This is a genomic window from Acinetobacter sp. Ver3, assembly GCF_000632455.1.
In the GTDB taxonomy this organism is placed as follows: Bacteria; Pseudomonadota; Gammaproteobacteria; order Pseudomonadales; family Moraxellaceae; genus Acinetobacter.
The window spans coordinates 1-3,281 of sequence record NZ_JFYL01000125.1; the positions used below are offsets into that span (position 1 = coordinate 1).

The 3,281-nt window shown below is 44.1% G+C and carries 2 protein-coding genes; both read right to left on the minus strand.

Annotated elements, in window-relative coordinates:
• Positions 1-65 precede the first annotated feature (65 nt).
• Positions 66-662, minus strand: coding sequence for a hypothetical protein (locus tag CL42_RS15700; protein WP_051586654.1), 597 nt, complete (start codon positions 660-662; stop codon positions 66-68).
• Between the two features lie 5 nt (positions 663-667).
• Positions 668-3,281, minus strand: a 2,614-nt coding sequence (locus tag CL42_RS15705) for a type VI secretion system Vgr family protein (RefSeq protein ID WP_155757013.1), incomplete at its 5' end; no start/stop codon positions are given.

Here is a 3,281-nt window from a genome sequence, read left to right on the forward strand (position 1 = left end):
TTGTTCTCGCTGTTCTAAACTAAGTGGTACAGAAACAATTCGAGGCATGTGTGAACATCTGTTAACTAAAAAAACTTTTTCGCATGATTAGTTATTTTTGTCAACTTATAAGGTTCTTGAATATTATGTTTTTTCAAAAATTTTTGAACATCTTTATCGTTGTGAAATTTCTTAATATCTATAATACAATTATCCAATTGCTCTTCTATTAGCTTATAAAAATCAGCATTAGCTTTTTTTATCCTCCTTGCTTTCATTAATCGTTTAAGTTTTGAAAAAACTATTTTAAAACATCCTTTTAAAAATGACCCTAAAGTTGGAATAATACCAACTAAAGTTAACCCTAATGAAATTTTCGGCTCAAGGCTATCAGGATTATTTTTGAGATTCAAAGAGCAAGCAACTATATCCCTCACGTCACAAATCTGGTCAACATAAGGAATCATAGAAATTGCAGTACCAGCTACTATCTGACTCGTAGACTGATCATCATTAAAATCTCCCAATAACACTCCCCATATCCATTCTGCAATTGATTTTGCAGCATCTCCGATCATTTGAATACTTTGATTTACTGCTTTAACACTTACATCATATGTCGATTGTAATGCTTGAGGAGCTGATTTAAAAAAAGCTAATGCATTTCTTAGATTTTCATTCATTTATTTTAATTCTCTTTACCAAAGCTTTTATCGACAATAATTATGAGTTCCGAGTAAGGCGACCAGTTAGGCTCATTTGCATTATTATTTAACTGGTACTCAACTTTTTTTACCTTTGCATCGGAAATAGGAGAATGGTAAGCATATCCATTTTCATCTAAGATCCCAGCAATTATACTCCCTGATTCTAAATGAATATTATAAGGCACATTCTTAATTGGATTTATTCCATCATTTTCAAACAAATTAATAGCTAACCAGTTTTTTTCTTCTCCTAACTCAGGCAAATAAGGAATCGTCAGATTTTTTTTAATTCCACCAATAAACTTATGTTGCCCCGCTTTCGCCTCAAACTTGCCTCCTGTGGTTGGTAATATCCCAGAGCTATTTAATTTTACTTGTGAGCCGCCTGCGGTTAGATTAATTTCATTCGGACTGGTGATATAAATCGTATCTTCCGTGGAAATAATCTGCACACCCTTTCTTGCAATCAAGTCAGCCCCATCCCCTTGAGCTTGAATCTCGATCTTGCCTTTGCCTGCATACAGTCGTGCCCCTTCTTGCGCTGCAAATAAACTGATCTTTTTGCTGGCATGTCCGATGATGCTGTCTTGCGTGCTGGTGTTAATGCTTCCTTGTGCAATCTGGTTGATCTGCCCATCTGCACTGAGGTGGATGTCTTCGTTACTTTCTACGGCAATTGAACTTGGTGAAGCCAAGAGCATGATCGCTTGTTTAAAAGCCGCGGCTTTGCTTTGGTCTTCGCTCTCTAAGTTCTTGAGATAGCCCTGTAGGTTTTCGAGTAAGCTCAGTGGATCAGTTTGTTGGTTTTTTGCCACTTCACTGAGGGCTTTGGCGTTGTTTAAGCTACTTTCGAGTTGTTGTTTGGCTTCGCTTGCATCGAGATGGTTTGCTTTGGCTTGTTCTTGTTTGTAGGTGGAGATGAGTATGCCTTCGCCCGCTCGTACTGCACCCCATTGGTCAGTTCTGAGTTCGAAACCTTCGCCTCGTCCTTCACTTTCTGCGGTTGCTTTGGGATGACTGAGATTCCCTAGGTTAAGTTGGCTCGCCCCGTGGGTGTTTTGCAGTTGGGTGGAGATTTGTCCTGTGGTGTCATCAAAGCGGAGTTGTCCATAGCCTTCGCCTTGGACTTCTTTACTTTTAATCCCTGCGAGTTTTTTGGTATCTGGCAGTTGGCCTTGACTGTCAAATCGAGTTGGGCTGCGTTGGGCTTCATGTAGGCGGCCCACCACAAAGGGACGGTCGATGTTGCCGTCAAAGAAGTCGATAACCACGATTTCATTGATTCGAGGAAGGAAGCGTGCACCATAGCCTTCGCCCGCCCATGGGGTCAGTACATCGACCCAAGCTGAATCGGTATCGTTGTTGTTACTGCCGGCACCGCCATCAAATTGGTGGTCTTCTGCTCGGGTAAACAGGAAGCGTACTTTGATGCGCCCCCATTCATCGACATGGATTTCTTCTCCTGCAGGTCCCACCACTTTGGCACGTTGCGGATGGGTGCTAGGTCGATGTTGTAAGGGGTTGTATTCGGGTACGGTTTTGATGTTGCGTCGTTGTAGGATGAGTTCGCTGGCTTGGCGTTCTTGGTCCGTGTGGGTTGCTTGGTTGGTGTTTGTCTTGTGTTTTGGCGTCCATTGGCTGCGTTGTAGCAGTTGTTGGACTTGTTGGTCTAAGTCTTTGGGTAGGTTGTTTTGGTTGTAGTAGCGTTTGCCTACAATGAGGAATTCTTGGTCAGCTCCGCTATGTTGTTCAATTTCTGGATGGCCATCGAGTTTGAACCAGTAGCCGACTTGGCTGTCTCTGACGCTGGCTTTGGCGATGAATTGTTTGCTTTGTCCGGCGTAGTAGTCGCTGAGGTGTTGGTTGAGTTTTTCGACTTGGCTGTTACCTGAGGCGGTGGCTTGGTCTTCGCCTTTGAGGTCTTGGATCCATGCAGGGCTGATGTGCCATGCTTGTTCGAGGCCTAGGCTGGCATTGTCTTGGTGGTCACTGTGTTGGTGTTTGCTTTGGACTGAGCCTGCGCCTTCTTCTTGTTCGAGGGCTGTGGCTTGCCAGCGTTGTAGGTGGACTGCGGTGGGTTGTAGGCTGCGTTGTCCAATAAAACTGGTGATGCTATCAAATTGTTCTGTCGCATCACTACGATGGTAGCGAATGTTGCGTCGGTTAAGGGCTTGGTATTGGCTGTTGTCGTCAATCAAGCGGAGCTTTTGTGCTTCAATCGGGCTGTTGTTGCTCGGTACAATCGGTTGCGCTTCATCAATGAGCCAGTTAATGCCTTCACTGCGTAGTAAGCGAGTCAGAAATTCGTAGTCGCTTTCGTTGCTTTGCATGATGAAGGGTCGGATGTCGTATTGTTGTTGCAATCCACTGTGGTCTAGGCTGAGGCTCGAGGCAAAGAGCGGGCTTTTGTTTTGCCATTCTTCAAAGAGAATTTCGACGACTTCGACCACGGATTTGTTCATAAATACGCGGCTGTTGCGGCGTTTGTGCCAAAGTGAAGTTGCATCGTTAAGCGTGAGTTTGTAGAGGGTCAGTGCCCCATCGCTTTGTCCTTGTGAGGCTTCGGTGATGATGCCTGTGGTTCTAAACAGGGTG

Bases quoted from the DNA above. Each gene is read 5' to 3' on its own strand.
- CL42_RS15700 (WP_051586654.1), bottom strand. From the start codon at position 662: ATGAATGAAAATCTAAGAAATGCATTAGCTTTTTTTAAATCAGCTCCT.